27 protein-coding genes, 1 tRNA gene and 1 pseudogene are annotated in these 24,260 nt (G+C 60.3%); 18 read left to right on the top strand and 11 right to left on the bottom strand.

From position 1 onward, the window contains the following. Positions 1-370 precede the first annotated feature (370 nt). On the top strand, positions 371-1,585 hold the full coding sequence (locus ACSHT8_RS32625) for a hypothetical protein (RefSeq protein WP_436495580.1): 1,215 nt from the start codon (positions 371-373) through the stop codon (positions 1,583-1,585). A 16-nt stretch (positions 1,586-1,601) separates the two neighbouring features. Beyond that, positions 1,602-2,120 (top strand): hypothetical protein, encoded by a 519-nt coding sequence (locus ACSHT8_RS32620; protein WP_436495578.1) that lies wholly within the window; start codon positions 1,602-1,604, stop codon positions 2,118-2,120. Positions 2,121-2,135: 15 nt separating this feature from the next. On the opposite strand, the gene ACSHT8_RS32615 is transcribed toward ACSHT8_RS32620, so the two are convergent. Next, on the bottom strand, positions 2,136-2,822 hold the full coding sequence (locus tag ACSHT8_RS32615) for a DUF4145 domain-containing protein (protein ID WP_436495577.1): 687 nt from the start codon (positions 2,820-2,822) through the stop codon (positions 2,136-2,138). 84 nt (positions 2,823-2,906) lie between these two features. Between ACSHT8_RS32615 and ACSHT8_RS32610 the strand changes: the two genes are divergently transcribed. After that, entirely contained in the window at positions 2,907-3,275 is a 369-nt protein-coding gene (locus ACSHT8_RS32610; RefSeq protein WP_436495575.1) for a GNAT family N-acetyltransferase, read from the top strand. On the opposite strand, the gene ACSHT8_RS32605 is transcribed toward ACSHT8_RS32610, so the two are convergent. The 4 genes and pseudogenes from ACSHT8_RS32605 to ACSHT8_RS32590 form a co-directional block, all read right to left on the bottom strand. Then, positions 3,272-4,243, bottom strand: a complete 972-nt coding sequence (locus ACSHT8_RS32605) for a hypothetical protein (RefSeq protein WP_436495573.1) — start codon at positions 4,241-4,243, stop codon at positions 3,272-3,274. The genes ACSHT8_RS32610 and ACSHT8_RS32605 overlap by 4 nt on opposite strands. A 60-nt stretch (positions 4,244-4,303) precedes the next feature. After that, positions 4,304-5,077: an ETEC_3214 domain-containing protein gene (locus tag ACSHT8_RS32600; protein ID WP_436495571.1), complete on the bottom strand. Its 774-nt coding sequence runs from the start codon at positions 5,075-5,077 to the stop codon at positions 4,304-4,306. Between the two features lie 120 nt (positions 5,078-5,197). Beyond that, a pseudogene (locus tag ACSHT8_RS32595) lies at positions 5,198-5,278 on the bottom strand (DUF397 domain-containing protein); the annotation flags it as partial. Next, positions 5,241-6,116 carry a helix-turn-helix domain-containing protein gene (locus ACSHT8_RS32590; protein WP_436495569.1) on the bottom strand — a complete coding sequence of 292 codons (876 nt, stop codon included), beginning with the start codon at positions 6,114-6,116 and terminating at the stop codon, positions 5,241-5,243. The pseudogene ACSHT8_RS32595 and the gene ACSHT8_RS32590, both read right to left, overlap by 38 nt. 164 nt (positions 6,117-6,280) lie before the next feature. Between ACSHT8_RS32590 and ACSHT8_RS32585 the strand changes: the two genes are divergently transcribed. The 8 genes from ACSHT8_RS32585 to ACSHT8_RS32550 all read left to right on the top strand — a co-directional run bounded on the left by ACSHT8_RS32585 (position 6,281) and on the right by ACSHT8_RS32550 (position 9,934). After that, the gene (locus tag ACSHT8_RS32585) at positions 6,281-6,547 is read left to right on the top strand and encodes a hypothetical protein (RefSeq protein ID WP_436495567.1); all 267 of its coding nucleotides are present in this window, start codon (positions 6,281-6,283) and stop codon (positions 6,545-6,547) included. Beyond that, entirely contained in the window at positions 6,544-7,341 is a 798-nt protein-coding gene (locus ACSHT8_RS32580) for a Scr1 family TA system antitoxin-like transcriptional regulator (protein WP_436495565.1), read from the top strand. The genes ACSHT8_RS32585 and ACSHT8_RS32580 overlap by 4 nt, the downstream gene beginning before the upstream one ends. Beyond that, positions 7,338-7,718 carry a hypothetical protein gene (locus tag ACSHT8_RS32575; protein ID WP_436495563.1) on the top strand — a complete coding sequence of 127 codons (381 nt, stop codon included), beginning with the start codon at positions 7,338-7,340 and terminating at the stop codon, positions 7,716-7,718. The genes ACSHT8_RS32580 and ACSHT8_RS32575 overlap by 4 nt, the downstream gene beginning before the upstream one ends. A gap of 82 nt (positions 7,719-7,800) precedes the next feature. Then, complete coding sequence (locus ACSHT8_RS32570; protein ID WP_436495561.1) at positions 7,801-8,040, top strand: hypothetical protein; 240 nt, start codon at positions 7,801-7,803, stop codon at positions 8,038-8,040. Beyond that, a complete protein-coding gene (locus ACSHT8_RS32565) occupies positions 8,037-8,384 on the top strand; it encodes a hypothetical protein (RefSeq protein WP_436495559.1) in 348 nt (115 codons plus the stop codon). The genes ACSHT8_RS32570 and ACSHT8_RS32565 overlap by 4 nt, the downstream gene beginning before the upstream one ends. Further along, positions 8,377-8,694, top strand: a complete 318-nt coding sequence (locus ACSHT8_RS32560; RefSeq protein ID WP_436495557.1) for a hypothetical protein — start codon at positions 8,377-8,379, stop codon at positions 8,692-8,694. The genes ACSHT8_RS32565 and ACSHT8_RS32560 overlap by 8 nt, the downstream gene beginning before the upstream one ends. 95 nt (positions 8,695-8,789) lie before the next feature. Continuing rightward, positions 8,790-9,539 carry a DddA-like double-stranded DNA deaminase toxin gene (locus tag ACSHT8_RS32555; protein ID WP_436495555.1) on the top strand — a complete coding sequence of 250 codons (750 nt, stop codon included), beginning with the start codon at positions 8,790-8,792 and terminating at the stop codon, positions 9,537-9,539. After that, entirely contained in the window at positions 9,527-9,934 is a 408-nt protein-coding gene (locus ACSHT8_RS32550; RefSeq protein ID WP_436495553.1) for an Imm1 family immunity protein, read from the top strand. Before ACSHT8_RS32555 ends, ACSHT8_RS32550 begins: the two co-directional genes overlap by 13 nt. 9 nt (positions 9,935-9,943) lie before the next feature. Here the strand turns inward: ACSHT8_RS32550 and ACSHT8_RS32545 are convergent, their stop codons facing one another. The 3 genes from ACSHT8_RS32545 to ACSHT8_RS32535 form a co-directional block, all read right to left on the bottom strand. Continuing rightward, positions 9,944-10,684, bottom strand: a complete 741-nt coding sequence (locus ACSHT8_RS32545; RefSeq protein ID WP_436495551.1) for a B3/B4 domain-containing protein — start codon at positions 10,682-10,684, stop codon at positions 9,944-9,946. A 27-nt stretch (positions 10,685-10,711) separates the two neighbouring features. Continuing rightward, the gene (locus ACSHT8_RS32540) at positions 10,712-11,512 is read right to left on the bottom strand and encodes a fatty acid desaturase (protein WP_436495549.1); all 801 of its coding nucleotides are present in this window, start codon (positions 11,510-11,512) and stop codon (positions 10,712-10,714) included. 472 nt (positions 11,513-11,984) lie between these two features. Then, on the bottom strand, positions 11,985-12,737 hold the full coding sequence (locus ACSHT8_RS32535; protein ID WP_436495547.1) for a hypothetical protein: 753 nt from the start codon (positions 12,735-12,737) through the stop codon (positions 11,985-11,987). Between the two features lie 1,658 nt (positions 12,738-14,395). Between ACSHT8_RS32535 and ACSHT8_RS32530 the strand changes: the two genes are divergently transcribed. Then, entirely contained in the window at positions 14,396-14,824 is a 429-nt protein-coding gene (locus tag ACSHT8_RS32530; RefSeq protein WP_436495545.1) for a hypothetical protein, read from the top strand. Between the two features lie 9 nt (positions 14,825-14,833). Here the strand turns inward: ACSHT8_RS32530 and ACSHT8_RS32525 are convergent, their stop codons facing one another. Continuing rightward, the gene (locus tag ACSHT8_RS32525; protein WP_436495543.1) at positions 14,834-15,790 is read right to left on the bottom strand and encodes a hypothetical protein; all 957 of its coding nucleotides are present in this window, start codon (positions 15,788-15,790) and stop codon (positions 14,834-14,836) included. A 764-nt stretch (positions 15,791-16,554) separates the two neighbouring features. On the opposite strand from ACSHT8_RS32525, the gene ACSHT8_RS32520 reads away from it, so the two are divergent. The 6 genes from ACSHT8_RS32520 (at position 16,555) to ACSHT8_RS32495 (ending at position 23,600) form a co-directional block, all read left to right on the top strand. Further along, a complete protein-coding gene (locus tag ACSHT8_RS32520; protein WP_436495541.1) occupies positions 16,555-16,878 on the top strand; it encodes a hypothetical protein in 324 nt (107 codons plus the stop codon). A gap of 501 nt (positions 16,879-17,379) precedes the next feature. Then, on the top strand, positions 17,380-17,961 hold the full coding sequence (locus tag ACSHT8_RS32515) for an MT-A70 family methyltransferase (protein WP_436495539.1): 582 nt from the start codon (positions 17,380-17,382) through the stop codon (positions 17,959-17,961). Between the two features lie 6 nt (positions 17,962-17,967). Further along, positions 17,968-18,174 (top strand): hypothetical protein, encoded by a 207-nt coding sequence (locus ACSHT8_RS32510; RefSeq protein ID WP_436495537.1) that lies wholly within the window; start codon positions 17,968-17,970, stop codon positions 18,172-18,174. A 351-nt stretch (positions 18,175-18,525) separates the two neighbouring features. Further along, positions 18,526-20,691, top strand: a complete 2,166-nt coding sequence (locus tag ACSHT8_RS32505) for a type IV secretory system conjugative DNA transfer family protein (RefSeq protein WP_436495535.1) — start codon at positions 18,526-18,528, stop codon at positions 20,689-20,691. Positions 20,692-20,883: 192 nt separating this feature from the next. After that, positions 20,884-21,801: a replication-relaxation family protein gene (locus ACSHT8_RS32500; protein ID WP_436495533.1), complete on the top strand. Its 918-nt coding sequence runs from the start codon at positions 20,884-20,886 to the stop codon at positions 21,799-21,801. Between the two features lie 65 nt (positions 21,802-21,866). Continuing rightward, the gene (locus ACSHT8_RS32495; protein ID WP_436502238.1) at positions 21,867-23,600 is read left to right on the top strand and encodes a recombinase family protein; all 1,734 of its coding nucleotides are present in this window, start codon (positions 21,867-21,869) and stop codon (positions 23,598-23,600) included. Here ACSHT8_RS32495 and ACSHT8_RS32490 read toward each other — a convergent pair. Together ACSHT8_RS32490 and ACSHT8_RS32485 are read right to left on the bottom strand one after the other, a co-directional pair. Next, positions 23,557-23,631 (bottom strand) — tRNA-Val (locus ACSHT8_RS32490). The two genes, ACSHT8_RS32495 and ACSHT8_RS32490, sit on opposite strands and share 44 nt — an antisense overlap. 40 nt (positions 23,632-23,671) lie before the next feature. After that, a complete protein-coding gene (locus ACSHT8_RS32485; protein ID WP_436495531.1) occupies positions 23,672-24,136 on the bottom strand; it encodes a peroxiredoxin in 465 nt (154 codons plus the stop codon). Positions 24,137-24,260: the final 124 nt, after the last annotated feature.

The raw sequence follows: 24,260 nt of genomic DNA, 5'->3' as shown, positions 1-24,260 counted from the left end.
CGGACTGACTCCTACGACGCTTCGTGGCGGACAGCTTGCAGCCATACCTCAAGGTCGACGTGGAGATGTACGGCGAGACATGCAGTACGAAGGCTTGCTGGTGGACAGGTCGGCGGCGGAGTTCGACACAAGATGATCACTACGGATTTCAAGATCCATTCTTGTGGATCAAGGCATCCATGTCATGGGTTGCTCGCGCGTAACACAGGAACGCACAACTACGACTACATATTGTAACGAGATGGGTCTGGCCCTTGGCGTTCGGCGGGAAGTCGCTGATACCCCCGCGAGTCCTAAGGAGATGCCTTGCGGGCGTGCGCTACCGTCTGCCCACGCGAGGGCGGGATGGGTCCTCGGCAGGGAGCAGCGGATGGTGAAGATCGAAAGCGTAATGGACGGTGCGACAGCGCGAGACCGAGCCGACTGGGATCGCGTTTCCCACGTCTATGGTCAATGCGTAAGCGCTATCAGCGACGATGTGCCGTACTTGCCGCCGGTCCTAGCAGGATTTCTTGCCGAAGCGCTCGCTAGAGTTTCATCAAATTACTACGACTCCGAAGACCAGTTCGTACAAGACGCCTTTGAAGTTTTTCACGAGTGGAACAGTGCCGATGAAAGCGACACACTAGTCGAACTCTATTCAGATTCAAGATTCCTCGGCCTGACCGAGTATATGGCGAACCATTCCGGCAGGCGGCGTCCCACCCCGTTTGAAGCGGTGGTCGAAACCGCTAGGCGTTTGAGAGATCTGAACTCGCTTGAGAGGAAACTGGGCGAAGTCACCATCGGCGCCCTACTTGGAGGATCAGTCAGCTACGGAAGGTTCTATAACGTAGCTGGCGCTGGATATAAGAAGCCCTCGGACATCGACTTGCTTCTCGTCATTGAGGAATTCGATGACATCCGCGCGATCTGCACCGCACTCGGCACCGTTGAGAATATCGCCATTAGTGGCGTCGCCGATCTCTCGGCGCGAGCCGAAACATTCATCACGCGGAACGTCCCGGACGACGTAGGTCCGGTATTGTTCTCTGGAAAGGTGCACGCGTGGGCCGACATCCCAGATCCCATTTTCGGCAACGCGTCAATTGACGGGCACTATGACATTAGCTTCCACATCGCGTCGCGCGACGTAATGGATGAGCTGATTTTCCGGAAGCAACCTCGAATAGACTTGACCAGTCTCGGCAGGACGCGCATGGTTTCCGACTTTCGTGAGACGCGCGCGTCAAGAGAAGATCACCAGAGAAGTTTCAGCGGAAGAAACCTCCGACTTGCGTTGGAAACGACCGAAGTTGAAGAGTCAATTGTGCGCTCCAGTCACCTCTACTACATTGATGATGACGAGCGGTTCTACCCCGGAATGTTTCAGAATCTCATCCTTCCGCAGTTTGATGTTCGGTGGGGAACGAGGCATCTCAGACGTGCCGTAGAAGCATTTCGCTGGAAGATGGTCGAACGGCTCAGATTTGAACGGCAAGCACGACCCCACGAATTCTTGAGGCTGAGTCTCGCCCACACGCGAAGTGAAGTATTCGCCCCACACACTATCCGCAGTGTTGACGGAAGCACACTGCTCTCCTGAGCATAAAGGAAAGTCGATGATCGAGAACGCCGAGCGATTGGCCGAAAGCCCGATGCATGATGTCGAAGTCGATGTAGACACATGGACTTTCGATGACCGCGGGTCTATTATAGATCCAGTGGTAAAGGTATTCGTGTCCGGTCAGATTGATGAGATTCAACCCATCAGGGCGGTATATCGCCTCCTTGAAGATGCCGGTTGCAAAATCACCCACGACTGGACGATCGGTGATCCGCTTATCGATAAGTCGGCGCAGCGAGACGAGGCAGGTAAGCGAGCATACCTCGATATCGCCGGCGTCGTCGACTCCGATATTTACATCCTGATGTCGAACAACCGACTGGTCGGCAAAGGCATGTACGCAGAGCTTGGAGCTGCTCTTGCACTTCAACAAATTGCGGGCTCGCCTGAAGTCTTCGTAGTCGGCCCGATGAACCATCAGTCGATTTTCTACCTACATCCAGATGTCAAGCACCGCGAAAAGATCGAGGACGTTGTCACCGAGATATCGTCAAGGTTCAACGCGGCACAATAGAAAGTTGCGGACAGATCAATTACCAGAATGTTCCGTAACTGGCTTTGACTCACCGGCGCCTGTCGTCGGCTTGGTGCTCGCAGCACGCCGAGCCTTAAAGGCTTCGTAGCGGGCCTGGAAGACATAGACATAGTCGATGACAGCCTCGGCGAGTTCGATCAGGTCTTTGGCGTCGACTTGGGTCACATCTGAGTCGACGTCATGGGCAGCTCGGTTGCCAACCAATCGGAGCGTGGTACACCAGTCGAGCAAGCGTTGGTCGATGTGGCCCAGCTCTTTCAGCTTCTCAAGTGACTTTGCAAGATCCCGTTGCTTAGCACCACGCTCGTGCGTCAGTAGTTCAAGCGCTCGACGACACATGATGAGCGTGGCGGTGTAGGCCCGCGCCTGGAAGCACGAGCGAGCTTCGAGAAAACATTTCTGGAGCTCGACTGGTACCGCCGAACTCATGCTCCGTGGTGATTGGGGGTAGATCGAGCGATCATCTTCATACACGTCTTGGCCGTAGTTGACGCCAAGTTTCATGGCAAGTAGCAGAGACCAGTCATCGCACGCTGAGCACCGTGCTAGGCGATAGCGGTACAGCGGCCCGTTGTAATCGGGCTCTTCTTGGTAGTACTCAGTTGCAGCCACTTCGCCGTGCGTGTGTACGCCGCAGTGGCGACACTGGTAGCTAGCACGGTCAGCCGGGAAGTCAGTCATGACGATCAAGTGTAGGAGGCGTGTCTAGCCTAGCAGCTTTGACGTTGCGCCTTCGAGGATCTACAGGAACGGAGAACATCTCAAATGGACAAGAACGCAAGGCCGCATCGAAATCTCACAGCGAATATCAATCTTCCCGAGGAGAAGGGGGAGGGCGCTCTTGATCTATTGAATGCCGAAGCGGTCGTTGTCGGCCAGGTGACGTTCCACTGGACGCCGAGTTCTCGGCGCCTGGAGATAACGCAGTTGGATATTTGGGAGGACTACCAACGTGAGGGGTATGGGCGCGAGATAATATATCGCCTCGCCGAGATTGCCCCCGGTGTCAAGCTGGTGGACAACCCGCTATCTAATAGTCTACCTGGTAGCAGTCTACTTCAGGCGGTTCGTAAGGAAGGAATTATAGTCCACACATATGAGTGTGGAGGGTCATCTGCGGCTTGCTCTTGTTAAGTCGATGCGCTATTTCCGTCAAGAACCCCTTTGGGAACCTTGACGACTCTGCGCATCTCAAACCAGAGATAGAAGAAGAACACGACGAGACTTAGGATGAATGCCCCCACATACATAGCCCGATTCAAGGTCGACAACCCAGACGAACCAAAGGTCAATTGCATCAGGGGAAGAACTATGCCTCCGATAGCAATGCCAGCGAGCACCAGCAGAGCTGGACCAAGCCCTTCGGGCTTGCTCAATAGGGATAGAGCCTGTCGAGCTTGAGTCACTTCAAGTTCAGAAGCAGCCTTGGCTGCTTCTGCGGACATCACGTTCCGCTCTAGGTCTCTCCGGTAGTTTGATTCTATGGCGTACCGTGTAGCACGAAGCGGATCGTTAATCTTCGCAAGAAGTGACATGTCCATGCCCTCAAAGCCTAATGGTGCACGAGGTCGCCGACTTCGCCAATCTCGTTCGACACCGACGAGGATACCTTCGGCAATCCTTTGCCTAAATTGCCCCTTCACCTTAAGCAGGAGTTCGCCGCGCAGCTCGTCCCAATCATCGGGGCGACCTTCGTCGATTAGATTTGCCACGTTCAGTTCGTCTTCTAGTTCGGCCACCTGCAAAACAAAGCCGTCGAAGTACGGGCGCATCTCGCCCCGAGTGAGGCTCTCGTTACCATGTTCGGAGAATAGATCTTCAAAGTCACGGGTCAAATTCTCCACATAGGAATCAAATATGGCTTCGACAAAGTCAGCGCCATCGTCATCAAGGACCGCTTTGCGAGCCGCTGCCAGGTCGCCATCGCGCTTCTGATCGAGCTGCGCAAGCTCCCTCACTCGCCGTTCAAGAGCTACACGTTCGCTCACCAGTGCAACTAGCCGGGCAGCAAGCAATCCACCGACGATGGCAACCAACGCCGCGCCGGATTGAACCAACGTCGATAGCAGAGGTGCACTGTCCACCGGCTGCGCTTGAGCCATGACCCACGGCTGCATTTCGAACCTTTCTGTTGTATCTTCCGTAGCGGTTCCGGAGTACCGCTAGTCGGGAACGTGGGCAACGTCTAAGCGGTCAACGCCGACGCTAAATCCGATACTGCTCAAGATCGCAGCAGGAGCCGAGTTTGATGCAATTACGGCGAAGGTGTTCGGTGCAAAACTCGCCCGAAATCCTTCAAACCATTCGGGCAGATCTTGACTAAGTGGGTCGTTATCTAGCTTCCTGAGATCCCCGTTTGCGAAGCTGTCCTGACCGAATGGATCGGGAAGCCTACCGGCACCGGCGTCATTGAAGGCGAGCACGTACTGCTGATAGCTTCCGGGGTTGCCAAAGTAGTAACATTCAGCGTAGCCGAATCGGTTTGCGCCAATGACATAGCGCAACCCTGAAAAGTCGTTTCCCAGATCCGTGAACCGGGTCTTCATCAGCGTGCAGCGAAGCTGCATGTTGGTCATCTCCTTGACGCGGAGGTTGACCCTCTTTCGTCGTATGGTGATCGAGAATGCGTCCACCGAATCGTCCTTGCCCGGCGAGGTTGCAAACACATACGAATAGGGAGACCGATAGATCCTGACAACTCGACCAGAATCTGTCGAGCGGCTGACCAGAGGAGACCCAAGTAGTTCGTCAAATCTTTCGAACGATGTGCCACACGCCAATCGGAGCAAGTTGTCGCGATGGCGCGATTTTCTGCGTAGCCACCGTGCGAACTTGAAGAGGAGACCGAAGCCCAGGATGGCTAGAGTAATGCACGCGGACACTGCACCGGGTACCTCGACATAGGTCAAGAGCTGGTTCACGAAAGCTGGCACCATTCTAGAGTCTGACAGTGAAGTGAACTAGCGGTCAAAGCGACCGAGCTTGACCGCTCGCACCAGCGCGGCGGCGTCCACGCCCAGCGTCGAACCCGCGATGTTCTTGGAGTCGCGCACTGCCCGCAGGGTGTTGGACAGCTCGACGCACGTCTGCCCGGACTGGCTACGGCTCGACTTTCGCCAAGTGGTCTGGTTCGTCACCGCGGTTCTCCATTCTGTGTACCAACTCTGAAATAAGACGCGCCGAGTCCTGCGGGCTCAGCGTGACGCGCAGGATCATGTCAACGGCGTGCTTGTAGGCGTTGACGTCGTCTTCCTTGTGCAACCACAACGTTGAGCGGCGAGTTTCGAGGAACACAACTGACGCTGGACCGTTGGACTCGATCAGGACGAAGGCGCCTTCAAGTCCTGGGTGCCACTCCATGCCGAACGGGATGATACGTAGCTCAACGTTGGGTCGCTGCATCATTTCCAGCAGGTAGCGGAGCTGGGCGATGCTCGCGTCCCGGCCACCGATCCCCTGATACAACGCGGCTTGACCAACCAGTGCGACGAGTCGTGCAGGGCTGCCGCCAGTGATGATCTCCTTGCGGCCAAGTCGAACCGCAATGCGCGTCGGGATGTCGCCCGCGGGCACACCGCCGCCCGACATGATCGCTCGGATGTGATCAGCTGTTTGCAGCAAGCCGGGGATCATGAGCGGCGAGACCTCGATGATCGTCGCGGCCTGCTGCTCGTACTCCAGATACGCGGCGAGCTGCTGCCGCTGCTCGGGCAGGGTGGTCGCGACCCACTGAGGCTCGCCCGTGCCGTAGACCAACGTCATGATGTCGTCGTACTGGTCACCGTTGACACCAAGCACGGTGAGGATCTGGGCAACGTGCTCCGGCTTGGGGATTCGGTCGCCTGTCTCCCAACGCGACAACATCGCCGGATCGCGGTTGATCATCGCTGCGAACTCTCGCAGCTTGTGCCCTTTGTCCACGCGTGCCTGACGGAGTGCACTGCCGAGTGCCACAGCCTTGGGTGTCTTCGCCACGCCATCTCCGTTGTTGTCGATCGGTAACAGCTTAGTGTCACCGAGCTGATCTGGATCTATCACCTGTTGTGCCTAACGCAACAACGTTGCCGATGTCGCTGTGTTGTCAGACTATTTTGTCAACACCATGCAAGCTAGCAGGCAACCAGCGCTGGGAGCACAACATGGGCCAGGACGAGCACGCCCTTAGAGGTTTCGACCCCCATAAACGCCGCATCACCTACCGGGACGGGTTCAACCGGGAGCGGGGCATCGGCCTCTGGACTGCGCCCACCAAAGGCCACGTCGTCATGCTGGCTCCACCAGCCGAAGCAGCCCTGCTGACTCCCGCAGACGCCCGCGCCTTGCGTGACCGCCTCGACGAGCTGGCCACCGTCGTTGAGCACCAGCACGCCGAGATCAGGCGCGTGGTCAAGGGAGTGCGACCGTGACCGATCCCCGCAATCGGACGCTGCGCGGTGTCCTGATCGGCGCGGTCATGACGGGTTCAGCCGAGAAAGCCGGGCTGACGCTGCGCGAGATCGCGGAGGCCACCGGGTTCAACATCACCCGGCTGTGTCGCATGTTCAACGGCCACCGTCCGGTCTCGTCAACCGACATCGCCGTGCTGTCCATGGCCTTTGGGTGGCCGGTCGAGTTGCGGAACTACCTGGTTCAGTTGGCCGCTGAGACGCATCTGTCCCACTGGCTGTTCGGCCACGAGGATGCCCACGCCAGTGAAGTCGGGACGGTGCTGGAGTCCTTCGCCCAGGCGGTGACTGTCTACGCGCCGTTGACCGTGCCGCGAGTCCTGCGAGCGACGGCCTACGACAACCACGTCCGCTCCACCCTGGCGAACGGCGCCTACCGCCCCATCCCGGAGCTATTGAGCGAACCGACCTACGAGTTCTTCCTCGATGCCCACGTGCTGACGCGCCCCGGAGTACCGGAGAGCGCCCGTCAGCAACAGCTTACCCATCTGTTGTGCCGCGCGGGCGAGGACAACGTGGTGGTGCGCATCGTTCCCGCCAACGCCCATCACGGCGGCTTGGAAGCCTTCCGGTTGTTGCAGTCCAAGCGATTCGACTCCGTCGTGCACCTTGAGCAGCTCACCACCAGCCTGCTGCTCCAGCACCCGGACGATGTCACCGTCTACCGCACCTTCGCGCACAAGCTTCAGACCGTCGCCCTGGACCCCATCGCCAGCCGCCACTTCATCGCCGGACTGCTGGGCAGGTCGTCATGACCCAGACCTCGCCGTTGGTCTACGGCTACATCCACAACGTCCGCGAACAACCGGCACGCCTCGCCGAAGCCAAGGAACGGCTGGAACTGTGGTGCGTCAGGCAAGGCTGGCACCTCGGCGCCACCTTCGCCGACGTCGGCTCACTACTCGACGTCGAAGACCGCGTCGGTTTCCGCGGCCTGGTTCAGGCGCTCGCCATGCCCCACGCCACTGCGGCCATCTTGCTCGACAGCCGCCACCTGTCACCGCGGGCTGAGGTTGCCGCTGCCCTGGTCAACCAGATCCGGCGTACCGGGGCAGCCGTGTGGGTACGGGACGGCGAACTGCCCGAGACAGCGCTGAAACTCACCAAGGGCCAAGCGAAGTGGGCACGGTGATCTGGCCGTGGGCCGTGTCGATCCTCAGTGCCACAACGTTTCTGGTCCGTTTGGGGCGCCGCCTGTGGCGAAGGACGACGCCATGACGGCGTCGGACGCGCACTGGCGCGACGACCTGACGCTCGTCGGGGGACTCAGCACGATCAACCGGGAGCTGGCGCTGTACGTCATGGGGTTGCTGGACGTCGACGCGAAGCGAGCGGAAGAACCACCGGCGGCCGAGGAAGCCTCGCTCGGGCACCGCATGGTCGAACTGGGCCACGCCATCCAAGCCCGTGCCGCTCGACGTCAACCGCGGCTCGACCCGCCACCAAGCCCATGACGCACCTCCCGCTCTGGCAGGTCATCGCCGCGTGCGTGCCGCTGGCCATTCTGCTCGTTGGGGTCGGCGGATGGTTGTTGCTCGACTGGCAGCGAACTGTCCAGCAGAACCGCATCGCAGCGAGGTTCGCCATGAAGCACTACAAGCCCGATGACCACCAGGACCACGCACCCACGGCCGCTGTCACACCCATCTCGGTCGCCGAGCTGCTGGAGCGAGCTGCCAGTGAGGGTGCCGGTATCCGACTGCACTGGACGGAAGAAGACACCGACCCTCACGGCTACGCCAGGTACCGCGAAGACGACTGGCCAACCGTTGTACTGCCAAGGATTGTTGATGAGTGAACCGAAGTCTGCCGCGAAGCAGCCCTGCACCAAGGCGCCCTTTCACCGGCTATCCATCTTCCTCAGCATGGACTTCGGAACCATTGTGTTGTTTCGGCACAACTTCCATACCCGAAGGCGGACCTGCATCTGGGGCGACAACCCGAGCGTCGCCCGGATGCAGGCCCAAGCCCACACCTACCTCGACAAGATCCCTGGCCTCGACCTCACCGATATCGACTGGATGAACTCCGACGTCCTACTCAACGCGGTCAACCGACCGAGGAGTCACCGACCCACCTACGGCGAACTGGCGGGCGAGTACATTTGATCGAACCGGCCTCTGGACTTGCAGCTCAGCTGTGACAGGAAGGATCCCAACCCGGAAGATGAGTAGCGGCGGTCGCTACCACCTCTGGGGGACGTGTGTCGGTCGACGAGCTTGCAGGCGCCATCCAGGCCGCACTAGCAGCCATACCAACCGACACCATGCACCAGGTCGTCAGTCACCTAGGCGAAGCTGAACAGGTACTCGCCGCGGCTGCCAGCGGTTCCATCGCGCCCGAACTTCCAGAAGCCGTGCAGCACCTCCAGCACGCGCGGGAGAACGTTGCTCGGGTTACGGAGCTGCTGGACAGCGCCAGGAGCAGCATGCGGCGGTACCTGGCGAACTTGGGCGTCAGCAACCAGGTACCAGCGGCAGCTTCGCCGCCAACGAGCAGACCGATCTCGGCTGAGCCAGCTCGCCCGCAACCTCCACGCACTACCCCGGAGCAGATCGAAGCCATGCGCACCGGACTGCCGCCGACGGTGCCCAAGCCGAACCCGGGGCGGATGAAGACCCACGGCAAGTGGCGTGACAAGCACGGCCAGGTGCACGAGCTGGTGAGCGGAGAAGACGCGGACTCGACCGAAGCGTGGGAACGGCTCCAACGAGCGGGCATGCCGCCCGCGATGGAACCCGTGAACGTCACCCACGTCGAGATGAAGCTCGCCGTCAAGATGATCCGGGCCGGAACAAAGCACATTGACCTAGTCATCAACAATCGACCCTGCCGCGGGCCATACAGCTGTGACTCGTTGCTCCCGGTACTCTTACCTGCCGGTTACACCATCACGGTCCACGGTCCGAACTACCGAAAGACGTTCACGGGAGGAATGCAGTGGTCACGCTAGAAGTCTGGTACGACCAAGAACCGGAGAACGATTTCGGACCGGGTGATCCTCCTATCCTCATCCGTACTGAAGCCGAACTCAACGACTTCATTGACCGCGTGCTGGACGAAACCAAAGACCACGAAGCACCCGCCATGATTCAGGCTGTCAACGCCGATGATCCTCGCTCCGCGGTGCTCCAGGTTGGCCTTGGGCAGACGAAGGGGTTCATCGGGTACGGGGCGGCAGATGGTGGCTGGACGCACGGCGAAGGCGATCCCGACGAACGGGTCGAGTACATCTACATGGGCAACGTGAGCGAAGTGCGGGCCAGTGTCGAGGTGTCGATTGACGGCGTGCGGCAGGGGCTCGTGGAGTTCTTGGGGACAGGGCGGAAGCCGAGCGTCATTCCCTAGGCTGGCTAGCTACACCATGAAGCCGGGTTCGCCCATTTCCAAGGAAGTAGACGGCGTTTCGGGCTCTATTACCGAGAGCACAACTTGGTCAGCGTATGGACGCAGGAGCTCGGCAAGTTCTTCTTGAGCCCTCTGCATTCGTTCGTCAGGCATGGCGTCGGAAGAGATGCGCTCCAACAAGAAGACAACGTTCTTCGACCCTTCGGTTACCTTCGTGTGATCTGAATCGCGATAGTTCCAGTGGCGAGTCAGCACATTATTGCCCTGCGCATAGATCACTTCCGTCGGCCCAGGTGCTTCGACCGCGTCCGGTTCACCCAAAGGTACGAACTGGTCGTCAGCCGTTCCGTAGCGAATGACGACAGGGCCGTCAATTTTGTCCAGGTCAAAAGCGCCCGCAGGGGTTCCGTGCAAGACTGACACCAGGTTATACGCGTTAACAGCTCCGTGAATCCGTGGCAATTGAAAGCTCTTTGCCAGACGGCGGCTAAGTGCATCCACGCTCGGCCGATTGCGGTTCGGGTTTGTTCCGAACTTCCTGTATGCGTCGTGCCACGACGCGATGGGGTGGTCCGACTTATCGAACGGCGTCCACTCCCCGGTGGCAACACGGCGTTCGAGGCTGGCCAGTCGCGCCTCCACATCGAGCCAGTGCTCGCCGTTGCGAAGCCCCATTACTCGAACGAACCTCACTTGCGCGTCAGGAAAGTCACGCCCGACCTCTGATGACAGACTAAATAGTTCACCCATGTACGTTCCTCCTGAACGTTCGGCACGTCACGCTGGAGCAATTTCAGCGTTCACGCGATACCGAACCCTTACTCTATTACCATAACATTCTGGATCTTGCTCGGTCAAACTGTTATGGGTCTTCCGCAAGGCATGGTGAGGGATCCCTGGCCAGAGGTGATGGACCGTGTGAAAGCCGTCTGCGTGCGGATGAAAGACGAGCCTATGCGCGAGACCAATGTTGGAGATGGTCGCATCGAAGACCGTGCTCGCCGTCGAATAGGTGTGCTCGGCCGACTCTCCCACGAGCCTGATCACAGGCAGTACCAGCAGGTAGGAAAAGGCCCAGACGCCGGTTACCAAGGCGGATGTTGACGGACCGGCGATGACAGCTACTGGAATCGATATAGACACGCCCGCCCACACGATCGGAGCAACAAGGTAAACCGGGTCGCTCAGAAATGACTTGAACCAGCCAATCTGGTAGCACGGCAAGATACGAAGAAGGCTCCGCCAGTAGGCCGAGATTGACTGGCGATCAAGCGATTCCAATCCCAGTTCCACGTAGCGTCGGCGATCTGGATCCTGCGAAGTGGCGAACTGGCCGTGGTGCTGGAGATGACTCGCTCTATAGTCGCTGATCTTGGCGCCTGTCGGAATCGCGGCAAGGAACGTGGCAAGCATGTCGTTGAGCGCGCGATAGCGCCGTGTCCAGTTGAAATGCGATGCTTCATGGACCAGGCACTCCAGCGCCCGGAGTTGACGTCCGCACACGACGGAGGCCATTACCGAGATCATCAGTGCGACCATGCTGTGGCCAAACCGCCAAGTAGCTGCGACAACCGCCATGGAGCACCATATCCCGAGGTGGTCAACGAGGGCAGCTGTCACAGTTAGCCCTAGTCGTGTGCGGTGTGCCGCAGCGATTTCGTGCCGTAGATTTCGAGGAGTGGAATACCCGCGTTTATAGGGCACGGAAGCGTAGGTATCGGCGTTTAACGTTGATTCAACAGACAAGGGTGCTCCACAGGTAATTGAGCTGACACTTCTTTCAACAACTGCGGGCCAATTCGAGGCGCGCGAAATCCCGAGACTTGAGCGAGGTGTTAGCACGGATTCAGGTGCGCCTCGAAGCGCGCCCGCTCAGGTGTAGCGTGCGCAATTGCTACAGACGTTGCGATGCATGCCGAGTAAGAACTCATGGACTAATCGAAAGTGTCCCCTTGGGTGCTGGAGTGGTCGATATCAGCACCTAGAGGATCAGCGCGCTGGTCCGCGCTTGTCGAGACGCAAGCAGCGATACTGGAGTTCGCGACCTAGGTCAGTTCCAGACCCAGCCGAGCCCACAGGACCATCCGGGTGTGAGGCTGTCGAAGGACTTCGAGTAGCTGCCGCCAGGACTTGACGCAAACGTGGCGTCCGGTCGGGGGTGTTCGGCGTCGATCGTGTCAGGAGCCGAGAACCACCAGATCGACTGTGGCAGCGCAGGCGCCTTGAAGTCAGCCCGCAGGCTTAGCCGCTGCGTGCCTGGGGAGCAGTGGAAAGTCAGAATCGGGCTTGTTCGCACCGAACTGTCTACGAGTACTCGCCAGGACAAGACGTGCGGTTGCGCATCGGATGGCGCCAGGTCGTGATCCAGTTCGAAGTACGCTTGGACGGCGCCGCTGGGACTTTCGCGGAGTTGCACAAGGCTCCCGCCAGCACCCTCTTCGATGCGGAGCACCCCGGGCCGACGGTCAGCATCGAAGGTGTGACCGGTGTAAAACAGCCTGACACCGGGTGTCGTGGCACGGATGGTTACGCTCAGCCGTACCTCTTCAACGACACCATCCTCATTGAAGATGTAGTGGGCGTCGTTCGCTTCGCGGGCGTAGTGCTGCTGGACGTCGGAGTGGTCGGCAACGTCCTCGGGGCGATGTGGGGGCACCAAGTCCAACACCACAGACTTGCCACGCCGACGTTCCCGGCTGGTGTGGTGGACATATGCACGCATCTGCTCATAGAGCGATCGGAGCAGCGACGCGTCGCCTCCCAGTTCAACGATGGCTTCGACGTAGTCAAGAGATGGCGTCACATATCCGGCTTCAACGTTGGAGACGTGTCCGGCACTACACGGCATCTGCCTCGTCGTCCGGCCCGCGGCTTCACGCGCTTGTCGGAGCGCCTGGCCCAGTCGAGCGTGAGCTTCGCTACGCGGCAGACGCTTGGGACTGGCTGACATGGCAGTTCCGATCGTCGTTCGACGCCTGTTTGGGTGCAGGCAAGCAGTGCCCTTCGACTGTATCGTGACGCCTCTGGCACAGACAGTGAATACAACTGGCAGGGCTAACCAACAGATCGAGCTCAATTCTCGTGAATTGATCCCAAACGATCTACCGGAGAGTGAACCGTGCAGGGTCGGAAGGTGTTCATGCCGCTGGGGCTCGGAGTCCTCCTTGTCGGCGTCGGGCTCACTACAGGATTGGTGCTCCGCACGACAGGATCCGACGACGGCAGTTCGCCCGAGATCGTGCCTTCTCCCACAAGCACGGCCGCAATCGCACCAGCTGCCCGCAGCGTTCCTAGCGGATCCTATGTGCTGTCAGATAGCTCCAGCCCATTCGTCAGGATTCGGGCGTGCCCGCATCTCATGCCGGTCGGTGTCACCACTGGAGAATGTGGAACACCGGTGCACTTGCCCGATTACACATCGGTGATCATGCGGTGCTGGACGGACACGCAGATTCCGACAGAATACAAGTCGCCGCGGTGGTTCTATGTCAACCAGGTCGACGGGCCACAGCCGGGAGACTCCGGCTATGTGTACTCCGACTTGGTAAAGAATCAGGCTCGTGTTCCGGAATGTACCGACGCCATCATCGACATGTACCAGAAGCCGAAGTATGTGCCCCCGCCGAAGCTTGTGTTCACAGTCGTGGGCGCCTGCACGACCGTGGGCGGAACGCTTACTGCGAACTCATCCGGCTTTACGCCAGGAGCGACGTACACGATCTCGGCTACGTACCCCGACGGCTCGAACTATCCCCTCGATCGTCCAGAAGGCACGGCCACAGCAGACGGGGCAGCGTCATGGAGCTGGCCGTGCGCTGGTGACCCGCCCGGTGCGTACAGCACCACACTGGTAGACACTGGCACTGGCCAAACGGTGACATCAACGTTCAGGGTCGGCGAGAGGCCGATCTCAAACCAACACAACCCGCCCACCGTGCCGCCCCCGCCAACTTCGGTACCGACTCCAGACGTAACCGTTGTGCCACCAACCGTGCCACCACCACCGCCACCGCCAGTGGCACGTGTCATCACGATCTTCAATCAGGTGACCAATGGATCCACCCAGATGCGTGAAGATCCCACACCGGCGTACCTGTCAACGACGACTACAAACGGCTGCCGGGCATCCGGCTGCATGATCTCGGGCACCGAGATGAGGACAGGCGCACAAGTAACCGCAACTTGTCAAACGCAGGGCGTCCGCACCACCAACGGAAACGATCACGATTCGATCGACGATTCGAATCCGCAACGATTCGAGTCGACTAGGTGGTACGGCGCACGATCGTCCGACGGTCGGTTCGGCTACATCTCTGAGGTGTGGATTCAGTCCGCCGACCGCGGCGGCCTCGCGCTTCCAACTTGCTGATTGGCGTGCAGCTGAATGGTCAGGGCGTCCGAGAGCGACGTCCTGACCATTTGCATTTCGCCGCAATCCTTGCTATATCTAGTTCTTAGAATATGAGTGAGATAGATCAGCAGTCCTATTTTGGTCTTGAACAACTGTCGGCAGAAGAGATATCGACGCTGGCCGAGTTTGTGACGGCGCAGGCCGGTACTGACGCTACTGCCCAGTTCAATGCGGAATTGACTGCCTTTGCAGGCCGAGCCGACCAGGCCGCACGCGACACCATCAAAGAATTGGGAAGTCCGGAGAGGAACGAGCACGAACGAGCGCTCGTTGCCTCAGTGATTCCTCATTTCGCCGCAACGCATCCCAACGAGGGATTTCCCCTATGGCGGCAACTCTTGCACGACACTTCCCGCGAAGTGTACGAATCAGCATCGAGCGCCTTGACTAGCAGCCTTGGGCGCGTGGCACTTGATCCTCACGGCCTTGTCGATGTGATCCGAACGTACTTTGAGACCGAACAGAACGAGCGTCGCTAGTTCCGCTCACTAGATTGGCAGAGCATCCGGCGAACAATCTGGAACAGCATTGTCCACATCGTGGCTATAGGGTCCTTCTGGTGGATCACCGTTCAAGAAGGAGTTGGTAGGCGCGAAATAGCCGTCCCATGGAGCCGTCGCGATCTTGTACCAGTACGTCACAGAATCCATCGTGGGCGCAAGGATCTTGCACTCTACGTCAACTTCCTGCAAGAACGGAATATCCGGGCCAGTCGCCCCCAGTTTTCTCGGATCTTTATACGTATTGGTGCCCACGCGGGCACCGGCAATCTCTTTGTGCGTCGGACCAGCGCTGCGCCCGGAACTGGGTGAACGTTGAGGCTCGGACGCAGTTTTCCGGTCGCTCGGGTCATGCGATCCAGATCCCTGACTGCCTGCGGGAATCTGAGTGATTAGCCAAACGACACCGGCGATTGCGAGTAGTGCAGCTACGGCATAGAACGCCCACCTCTTCTTCGCCACGGTGGGACGAGGCTCAGTCTTGGGCGGGGTTTGAGGCTTCGACTCAGGGTACAACGACTCAACAAGAAAGTTAGCAAATGATTTGACCGCAGCGGTCCAGATCACTCGGAATGCCCTTGAGTCGGCGACATCTCGCTTTTCCGCCGCGTTGTCCAGCAGGTCACCTGCGGAATATCGTACGAAACCCGTCTCACCGCCGAAGATCAAGTCGCGGATCAAGGCCGCCTCGTCCTTGTGGGCGCCGACCTCAAACTCGACAAGTTTGTCACGGAGAAGCTGCTTGATCGCGGCGATCCGCCCCAGAACAGCTGACCCGGCGCCGCTGAGGCCATGAACAGACGCCAAGAGTTCGAGTTGAGGCAAATCTAGTCGCCGCTGAGGCTTGTCGTCCACGTCCAAGCGCTCAATGCCGCGCTGACGACACTTGAGCAATTCTTCGGCGACGTCGTTTACAAGCGCAACTCTGTCTTGGGAGTCGGTCACGGGTCGAGTATCCCACGGATCACCTGGCTACAGGAAGCGCTAGCGATGGGCGTGTCTCGACGGGGATGCTACGAAACCCCAGGTCAACCGTCATTCACCCAACATTGACCACTTTTCGACGCGCTTCGGAACAATTGGCCCACTTCTGTGTCTAGTTGCCCCTTCTTTGGACTCGTATTTGCTCTTTTTCCTTTCGAACCTAGTGGTGTCCACCTGGGCTACTACTAGATCGGAGGAAAGTCATGCAGTGGCACCTGTTTATCGCGTTTGTCACCGACCTTCGCGTCGCGCTCGGCTTCTGACGGCACTACGTACCGTCGATTAAATTCGAGGTCGACGCGTACACAAACGACCGTGGTCCGGGACCAAACATTCGTTTCGGTCTCGGACCACGGGTTCGGAGTCGGTACAATACGCAGAGATCGGACTTGTAATGCCAAACCTCCCTCAACGTCTCGCAGATGCCCTCGGTGGCACTGCTGGACGAGAAGTCAGCATCGGGCGGCGCCCTGTGCCAGCTCGGGTAGTTCGAGCTGTTGACCACGGTGTCGCGGTGGAGCACGGTCGGGGCATCGTCATGGCTGCTCGGGCTCGTGCTCTGGAACATGTGGCGGACGAAGCTATGCACGCGGCTGGCCGGTTGAGTCAGTCGGAAGCCTTCTGGACACGGCACGCCCCACAGGGGGCGGCTCGCTTCCAGGCGATTGCCGATCTGGCCGCGATGGCCCTCGCTGACATCGTGGCTGAGACGGGGCGTGAGTGAGATGGCGCTGCTCTCGGCTCGTTCGCGCACGTTGCTCATCACGTCCGGCGCTGCGGCCCTCGGGGTCGGTCTGGTTGTCGGGTGGCAAGCCGCGGTAACCCTGGTGACCGTTGGCCTCCTTGTGTGGCTGGGCTACGAGTGCGCTGGGGTCAAGCTGTCCTACGACCGGGCGCGGGTTCGGGTACAGCGCCAGGCGCTGGAAGCAGAGTGGCGCTCGTTGGAACAGACCGATCGAGTCCGGTCGGTGTTCCTGGCAGCACGGCGGGCGATGCAGCGTGAGGGCCAGCAGGTGCCGGACACCGAGTCCGACGAACGGCGGCCCTGAGATGGCTGCCGACAACGAGCGGCCGCGTGTCCAGGCCAAGAACGCCTACGGGGTGCCGGCCAGTCCTCCGACCGGTGCCGTTGCTCCGGTTCCGGCAGAGCCCGATCTCGTTGGGCAGATCCAGCAGCGTGCAGCCGACTACGAACGGCTCATGGGCCTGTGCCAGTCGCTCAGGCGGACGCATCGCTGTCCGGGGCGGTGTGTGTTCACGGGGGAACTGCGGCAAGGCGGACTGTCCGCCTTCTATGACGGGCTGGATGGCAGCGCCTAGCCTGTCATTGAAAACAGTGTCGCATAGGTACGAATTACAACAGGTTTCTTGCGCCTTGCGCGTTGCCACAACTGCCGCGCTATCAGGAACAGCATGCCGTGTATCCGGGCGAATGTTCGCCCGAACCTTCGGGCGAACGCACGGTTTCCAAGATCGTCGCCATTTGTCAGGCTGTGGATATCTCGCGGACAAAATGTTCACGGGCAACTAAGCAGAAGGAGGTGCTAGGCATGACTGCCGAAGAAGTACCTGGACCAGAGCAGGACTCTCCGAGATTTCGAACCATCTTGGCCGATCCACCGTGGGATCTTCACCAACAAGGGGCCAAGGGAGCGGAGCAACACTATCCGCTCATGAGCTTGGAGCGTATCAAGGCAATGCCCATTGAGAGCCTCGCTGAGGATGAAGCCCACCTTTGGCTGTGGGTGACCAATGCGACCTTGCGTGAGGGCTATACGATCGCCGAAGCATGGGGTTTCACGGTGCGGTCGCCGCTGACATGGGTGAAATTCCGACTTGGTCTCGGGCCACATTTGAGAAATTCCACCGAACATCTACTGTTCGCGACGCGTGGCCGTGCGCCAGTTCAGTTCCGTTCGCAACCAACGTGGGTCAATGCCCCGGTACTGGAGCACTCGCGCAAGCCTGACGAATTCTATTCGATCATCGAGCGAGTCTCCCCCGGCCCACGGCTGGAGTTGTTTGCCCGGCGACGCCCGCCCAGTAACGACCGCTGGTTCGTGTGGGGCAACGAGATTGACTCCGACATCCAGATTCCGGGATACCCCGTCCCGAGCGATCGGGGTCGGTGAAGGCCAATGCGCCGTGGCGGTTTCGACCCGATCGGGGATTCGGTACAGCAGCTCTTTCGCGTCTGCGTGCTTGTGTTGGCAGGCGTGCTGGCGCTCAAGTGGGCGATCGAGGCGGTCCAAGAGATGCTTCCCTGGATCATTGGCGCGTTCGCCGTTGTCGCTCTGGGGTGGATCGTGGTACGGCTCATTCGTTGGCGCCGCTCGCGCTGGTGAACCAACTCCGGTCAGACGTTGCGGAATGAACAACACAACTTGACGAAACCAGGGAACTATTACATAACTGAGAACCGTGTGTTAGCGACGAGCAACTGTAAACCGGCCATCTCTGTGAGGAAGGAGGCGAGAAGTTGAGTAAGCGAAACAGGAATCGAAAACAACGGCAGGAACGGGTACGACGTTTAGTCGTACGTGGCGTGCGCCGCGACCCGCCCGACATACGGAAGCTGGGCCAAGCCTTACTCGGCATAGCGGCAGCTGAAGCCGAGCGCGAGGCACAAGCACAGCGTGCCCGCGATGAGCCAGATGTGAACCAGACCGATCCACGGGCGGTAGAAGGGGGTGGAGATGGTGGGCGCGCCGATTGAACCTCAGTTTCTCCGGCTGCACCTGCCTCGCCCACTGACCGAATCGACGCTCGGCGCGTTTGTTACCCGCCTGGTGGTCGAACCGCTGCGAGCGCCGGTGGTCCTGGAGGTCCGAGCCGACGCGCACGGCATACGCCACTTGCTCGGCGCAAGACCCGTTGACGCGCCTCGGCTGCATCGCATGCTGACCGATTTGATCCCTGGCACGGTAATGACTGAACTCGGCACATCCGAACCCAGGGGCACGATCACCAAGGCCGCCCGACTGTCGGTGCATCCGCAGAGTCTGCCCCTGCGTGTCGACGTCGCGGAAACGTGTACCCGCGCGTTGCTGTCGGCACTGGCCACGCCCCTGCGGGACGACGAGATCATGGCCGTGCAGATCGTGCTCGGCCCGCGGCGTGCGCCGCGCACGGTACCGAGCGATGTTGCCAATCCAGACCAGTCGCTAGTCCACCTGCTGACTGTGGGCCAGCGGCCGACCAGTACGGAGACGCGCAATCGCCTCCGGCAGCGAGCCGAGCAGCCTGGCCGTGCCCTGACCATCCGCTTCGGTGTCACCAGCCCTGATCGGGCACGGCGAAGCTGGTTCTTCACCAGCATGGTCAGCGCGCTCAAGGTGGCACAGAGCCCCGGCGTACGAATGGAGCTGGTGTGGGACTCGGCACGGCGGTTCAACGTGGCGCGGCGGCCATGGTGGTGGTCGGTGGGTCTCAGCGTGCCCGAGCTGGTTGGCCTGCTCGGCTGGCCGATCGGCGACGGCGAACTTCCCGGCCTTCCGCCGCTGCACCCCAAGCCGCTTCGAGCAGCGGCCACCGTGCACACCGGGCCACGTGTGTTCGCCCGCAGCGCCGCGCCGGGCGACGACCGCTGCCTGGGCATCGCACCACAAGACCAGAGCTACCACGGAATCGCGTACGGCCCTACCGGTTCGGGCAAGACTACAGCGCTCCTGCACCTGATCATGGCCGACATTCAGGCTGGACGTCCGGTCGTCGTCCTCGACCCCAAGCACCAACTCATCGACGACATCCTGGCCCGGCTACCCGTACACCGGCTAGCCGACGTGGTCGAGCTGAACGCCGCCGACAGCACGCCGCTCGGCTTCAACCCGCTGAACTCGACCAGGCGTGACCCCGACGTGGTGGTAGACGGCATTCTGGCGGTGTTCGAGGCGGTCTTCGCCCAAGGCTGGGGAGCCAGAACGGCCGACATCTTCTCCGCGTGCCTGCGAACCCTGGCACGGACCAGCACGACGAACGAACCGGCCACCCTTATTGATCTTCCCCGGCTGCTGAGTGATCCACAGTTCCGACGTCCGCTCGTCGGCCAGATCCAGAACGATGCGGCGCTGGCCGGATTCTGGGCGTGGTACGAAGGTCAATCACTCGGCGCCCAGGAATCCGTTATCGCGGCCCCCCTGAACAAGTTGCGCCAGTTCCTCCTGCGACCAACAGTGGTGCGGATGCTCGGGCAACGCCGCGGTGGCTTTCCGATCCGCGACACCTTCCGCGACAACAAGATCGTGCTGGTGCCGCTGAACGAAGGGCTTATCGGTCCTGGAACGGCTTCCTTGCTCGGCAGCCTGGTCATCGCCGAGATCTGGCAGGCCACTCAGGAACGCGCCAACGAACCGGGCGCGAGCAATCGACCTGCATTGGTGGTGATCGACGAAGCCCCGCGCTTCCTCCACCTACCGGTATCGCTGGCCGACGCCCTGGCCGTCAGTCGGTCGCTTGGGGTGGGCTGGCTCCTGGCCGCCCAGTTTCGTGAGCAGTTTCCGCAGAGCCTGCGAGCTGCTATCGACAACAACGCCCGGAGCAAGCTGGCCTTCGCCAGCGAGTGGGACGACGCCCGCGACATGGCACGTCTGGCGCCGGAGCTGGAACCAATCGACTTCATGGCTCTGCCGCGCTTCCACGCTTACGCCAACCTCGTCGCGCATGGTGCTCCGTCCGGATGGGCGCTGGTCAAGACACTGCCGCCGACCGAGCCCAGGAACGATCCAGCAGCGATCCGCGCTCGGCTACGACGCATCCGCGAAGACGCCCGTCCTGCCCAGGCCGAGTCCCGAGCATCCAGCACCCGAACCGCACAGCCGGAGCGAATTGGCCGCAAGCCGCGGCATCGTGGGGGCCGATCATGATCAGCTGCTTCCCTAGGCGTACCCGTGCGTTCGAGCGTCGATTCGCCCGTGCCTTCGCGTTGAGGCGGACAGCGAGAACTGCCTGGTTGTCCGGGGTGGCTGGCCAGTTTCGGGATGGGACTGACTGCATGTGCAGTGATCCATTCCGCGCCGCCCGGCGACCCGTCTGCGACCGAGGCGGCGGAGCCCGCCATGTCTAACGAGAAGGTCGCTGACCTGCTGATGAGCCTGTCCGATCGCGATCGGGCGGTGCTTGATTCACTCCGTGCACATCGGCTCCTGACCACTGAACTACTTCGCCGCCTGCACTTCCTCCACCATCCTCCGTCTGCTTTTGACCGGCGAACCCATGCCACCGAGGGCGCTGCTGCTGTTGCGACCATGCGGGTGCTCGCCCGTCTGGAGGGGCGGGGCTTGGTGACTCGGCTGAAACGTCGGATCGGCGGTGTGCGCGCGGGCTCTGGCGGTATCACCTGGCAACTCGGATCGACCGGTGAACGGCTGCTGCGGGTGATCCACGGCGACGAACACCGCCGCCGCTACCTCGAACCCACGGCGTTGTTTACTGACCATACTCTGGCGGTTGCCGAAGCGGCCGTTCAGATCGGGGAACTTGACCACACGGACGGGCTGGAACTGGTGGCTCTGGAGACCGAGCCGACCTGCTGGCGTTCGTTCCTCAGTCCGCACGGCACCAGGTCATGGCTCAAGCCCGACCTGTTCGCCGTCACCGCTAGTGGCAACTACGAGGATCACTGGTTCATCGAGGTCGATCGCTCCACCGAGCACCCTGGTGTCGTCCAGCGCAAGGCAGCCGTCTACCAACGCTACGCAGCGAGCGGCGACCACCAGGCCAAGCACGGACTGTTCCCGGCGGTGCTCTGGGTGGTGCCTGACGACAGCCGGAAGCGAACGCTTGCTACAGCGATTTCCGCCGACCAAAGCGTTCAGGGTGAACTGTTCAACGTGATAACAACTGGGGAGTTCGTAGAGTACCTGACCGGGAATGGGGCTGGCCATCCAGAACCAGTCAACAAAAGTGACTCGCCACACTCGCCGATCGCAGAAATAGGCAAATCGGGCAGGCCGCCGGGCCGCCCAATCGATTAGAAAATCGGGCAATTCGGAGCTAAAATGGGATAGCCCCGAGGGGGTGGGCAGTAAAGGAGATATCTATGAAGAAGAACAAAGCGGTCGAACGCATCACCGGCGACGACTACGTTGCGTACTTGCGAGTATCAACACCAGGGCAAGTCAACACTGACTACAACCCTGAGGGAATATCGATTCCCGCACAACGAGAAAAGGTGGCAGAACGAGGTCAAGAGATCGGAGCCAACAAGGTGGCGGAGTTCGTTGACCCTGGTCGCAGTGCCAAGACAATCGACCAGCGGCCAGAGTTCCAGCAGATGATCAAGTACCTCCGCGAGAACCCGAACGTCCGGTACGTCATCGTCTACATGCTCAGCCGGTTTGCCCGAAATCGCCTGGACGATGCCCTCATGATGTCCGCGCTGGAAAAGCTCGGTGTCACGCTGGTCTCGGCCGTCGAGAAGAACATCGACAACACGCCGACCGGGCGCATGCTGCATGGCATGCTCGCGGTGATCAACGAGTACTCCTCGCACCAAAATGGCGAAGATGTCCGCTACAAGATGGGCATGAAAGCAAAAGGTGGCGGTACGATCAGCCGGGCACCGGTCGGCTATCTCAACACCGTTCAACACATAGAAGACCGCCAAGTAAAGACAGTCATGGTCGACCCAGTGCGAGGCCCGCTCATCCGGCTGACATTCGAGCTGTACGCCACGAATGAGTGGACGCTAGCCGACCTCGCGGACGAATTGTTCGAGCGAGGCTTGCGAATGTCCCGCAACAGCAAGTATCCCGAGCGGCAAATCTCGATCAGCAGGCTCGCCGATCTGCTACGGGACGATTACTACATCGGCTGGATCACCTACGAGGGCGAAAAATTTCGAGGCCGCCACAAGCCGCTCATCGACCCAGAATTGTTTGAGCAAGTCCAACAGATCATCAACTCGCGCAGTGCTACCGACGAACGTCGTCGTGAGCACTTTCACTACCTGAAGGGCTTGTTCTGCGGAGTCTGTCTCGACCAGCGCGGCGAACAACGCCGCCTGATCTTCCAGAACGCCACCAACCGCCACGGCACCACCTACCAGTATTTCTTCTGCACCGGGCGGTACGACCACGTCTGTGAGCTGCCCTACCTCCGGACTGAACGGGTGGAGGAGGCCATCGAACAGCACTACGCCACCATCCAGTTCGATGAGACGTTCATTGCCGAGGTACGGGAACACATGGCTCAGGCTGTCGGCTCCCAGGAGTCGTCAGCTCGACAGCTCCACCAGCAGCTCTCCGCTCAGCTCAAAGCTCTGGACGTCAAGGAATCCAACCTCATCGACTTGGCCTCAGATGGCTCGCTACCCCAGACCAAGATCCGGGAGAAGCTGCACGCCATAACCAAGCAGCGTGACCGACTCACAGCACGACTGGGTGAGACCACCCAAGACCTCAGCGAAGCTGCTGCCCTGGTCGACCTGTGCCTGGAACTGCTTCGGGACCCCCAGGGGCTGTACCTGCGCTGTTCCGACGAGCAGCGCCGCTTGCTAAACCAAGCCTTCTTCGAGGTGCTCTACCTGCACGAGGAAACAGATGGCGAGCTGACGATCACGTACCGGCTCCAAGAGCCGTTTGCTGAGTTGCAGGCATTGCAGCAGGGTGCGGAGCTAACCAGCACAAACAACAGCACCCCAGTCCTGGCGGACGAGGGTGCTGGAGGAAATGCTCTTACGGCGCTACTGGCAAACGCCTGGTTGGCCAAGGGTTCCAGTAGGGCGTGCATGGTGGGCGCAGCAGGATTTGAACCTGCGACCGCTCGGGTGTAAACCGAGTGCTCTTCCGCTGAGCTATACGCCCTAAAGCCCCGGTGCCCGAACGTGGCACCGGGACAAGGGTGTCACGCCTTGAGGGCCGTGACGGCCTTCTTCCACGCGTCCTGGTCGCGGGCCTCACCGGGGGCGTTGATCTCCGCGAAGCGGACAACACCTTCGGTGTCGATCAGGAACGTGCCGCGGTTCGCGAGGCCAGCGGCCTCGTTGAACACGCCGTATTCGGTGGCGACGGCGCCGTGGGGCCAGAAGTCGGAGAGCAGGGGGAAGGTGTAGCCCTGCTGGTCGGCCCACGCCTTGAGGCTGAAGGGGGTGTCGACGGAGACGCCGATCACCTGGACGTCGTTGTCGGTGTAGGAAGCCAGTTCGTCGCGGACCTGGCAGAGTTCGCCGGTGCAGATGCCGCTGAACGCGAACGGGTAGAACACGAGCAGCACGTTCTTGGAGCCCTGGAAGTCCGAGAGCTTGACCGGCTGCTTGTTGTAGTCGTTGAGCGTGAAGTCCGGAGCCTTCTGACCGACCTCGACCGCCATACCCGGCATCCTCCTGGAGTGAGGGCGCGCATCAGCGCACCCAGAGACATCGTGTCGTACCCAAGCCTAGGCCACGACACCGCGGCGTTCAGACCGTGGACCGGGAGAGGCTCCCGGTCCACGT

It is taken from the genome of Actinokineospora sp. HUAS TT18, from assembly GCF_051364635.1.
Lineage (GTDB): Bacteria > Actinomycetota > Actinomycetes > Mycobacteriales > Pseudonocardiaceae > Actinokineospora.
This window is presented reverse-complemented; position numbering and strand designations above follow the sequence as displayed.

What these genes read in the sequence shown, in the direction of transcription:
- ACSHT8_RS32625 (WP_436495580.1), top strand. Translation starts at nt 371, where the DNA reads ATGGTGAAGATCGAAAGCGTAATGGACGGTGCGACAGCGCGAGACCGA.
- ACSHT8_RS32620 (WP_436495578.1), top strand. Translation starts at nt 1,602, where the DNA reads ATGATCGAGAACGCCGAGCGATTGGCCGAAAGCCCGATGCATGATGTC.
- ACSHT8_RS32615 (WP_436495577.1), bottom strand. Translation starts at nt 2,822, where the DNA reads ATGACTGACTTCCCGGCTGACCGTGCTAGCTACCAGTGTCGCCACTGC.
- ACSHT8_RS32610 (WP_436495575.1), top strand. Translation starts at nt 2,907, where the DNA reads ATGGACAAGAACGCAAGGCCGCATCGAAATCTCACAGCGAATATCAAT.
- ACSHT8_RS32605 (WP_436495573.1), bottom strand. Translation starts at nt 4,243, where the DNA reads ATGGCTCAAGCGCAGCCGGTGGACAGTGCACCTCTGCTATCGACGTTG.
- ACSHT8_RS32600 (WP_436495571.1), bottom strand. Translation starts at nt 5,077, where the DNA reads ATGGTGCCAGCTTTCGTGAACCAGCTCTTGACCTATGTCGAGGTACCC.
- ACSHT8_RS32585 (WP_436495567.1), top strand. Translation starts at nt 6,281, where the DNA reads ATGGGCCAGGACGAGCACGCCCTTAGAGGTTTCGACCCCCATAAACGC.
- ACSHT8_RS32575 (WP_436495563.1), top strand. Translation starts at nt 7,338, where the DNA reads ATGACCCAGACCTCGCCGTTGGTCTACGGCTACATCCACAACGTCCGC.
- ACSHT8_RS32570 (WP_436495561.1), top strand. Translation starts at nt 7,801, where the DNA reads ATGACGGCGTCGGACGCGCACTGGCGCGACGACCTGACGCTCGTCGGG.
- ACSHT8_RS32565 (WP_436495559.1), top strand. Translation starts at nt 8,037, where the DNA reads ATGACGCACCTCCCGCTCTGGCAGGTCATCGCCGCGTGCGTGCCGCTG.
- ACSHT8_RS32560 (WP_436495557.1), top strand. Translation starts at nt 8,377, where the DNA reads ATGAGTGAACCGAAGTCTGCCGCGAAGCAGCCCTGCACCAAGGCGCCC.
- ACSHT8_RS32545 (WP_436495551.1), bottom strand. Translation starts at nt 10,684, where the DNA reads ATGGGTGAACTATTTAGTCTGTCATCAGAGGTCGGGCGTGACTTTCCT.
- ACSHT8_RS32540 (WP_436495549.1), bottom strand. Translation starts at nt 11,512, where the DNA reads ATGGCGGTTGTCGCAGCTACTTGGCGGTTTGGCCACAGCATGGTCGCA.
- ACSHT8_RS32530 (WP_436495545.1), top strand. Translation starts at nt 14,396, where the DNA reads ATGAGTGAGATAGATCAGCAGTCCTATTTTGGTCTTGAACAACTGTCG.
- ACSHT8_RS32520 (WP_436495541.1), top strand. Translation starts at nt 16,555, where the DNA reads ATGGCGCTGCTCTCGGCTCGTTCGCGCACGTTGCTCATCACGTCCGGC.
- ACSHT8_RS32515 (WP_436495539.1), top strand. Translation starts at nt 17,380, where the DNA reads ATGACTGCCGAAGAAGTACCTGGACCAGAGCAGGACTCTCCGAGATTT.
- ACSHT8_RS32510 (WP_436495537.1), top strand. Translation starts at nt 17,968, where the DNA reads ATGCGCCGTGGCGGTTTCGACCCGATCGGGGATTCGGTACAGCAGCTC.
- ACSHT8_RS32505 (WP_436495535.1), top strand. Translation starts at nt 18,526, where the DNA reads ATGGTGGGCGCGCCGATTGAACCTCAGTTTCTCCGGCTGCACCTGCCT.
- ACSHT8_RS32500 (WP_436495533.1), top strand. Translation starts at nt 20,884, where the DNA reads ATGTCTAACGAGAAGGTCGCTGACCTGCTGATGAGCCTGTCCGATCGC.
- ACSHT8_RS32495 (WP_436502238.1), top strand. Translation starts at nt 21,867, where the DNA reads ATGAAGAAGAACAAAGCGGTCGAACGCATCACCGGCGACGACTACGTT.
- ACSHT8_RS32485 (WP_436495531.1), bottom strand. Translation starts at nt 24,136, where the DNA reads ATGGCGGTCGAGGTCGGTCAGAAGGCTCCGGACTTCACGCTCAACGAC.